Origin of the sequence: Streptococcus pseudopneumoniae, from assembly GCF_001072315.1 — a bacterium.
Classification (GTDB): domain Bacteria; phylum Bacillota; class Bacilli; order Lactobacillales; family Streptococcaceae; genus Streptococcus; species Streptococcus pseudopneumoniae_R.
Genome location: NZ_JVLI01000015.1, coordinates 1 through 217, shown reverse-complemented (window position 1 = coordinate 217; position 217 = coordinate 1). Strand labels below are relative to the sequence as shown.

The window sequence follows — 217 nt, the reverse complement described above, 5'->3', positions numbered from 1 at the left end:
CGCTCCTTTCGGAGTGAAATGGCTAGACTTCAGGGCTTCTTGGACACCTGATGGTGCCTTAGCTAGACTTTCATAAAGAGCCATTTTCAACCCTTTAACCACTTGCCCTTTAGAATCCGTTACTTGAACACCATCTTGATTGATCGTAACAGCTTCTTCTGGATAATCATCAACGATATAGAACCCTTTGGCAATACGGTCTTTATCTGCTTCAATG

At 42.9% G+C, this 217-nt stretch carries 1 protein-coding gene; it reads right to left on the bottom strand.

Annotated features, from left to right (window positions below; genetic code table 11):
* Window positions 1-217, bottom strand: a 217-nt coding sequence (locus ADH54_RS00785; protein ID WP_049523467.1) for an SspB-related isopeptide-forming adhesin, incomplete at both ends; no start/stop codon positions are given.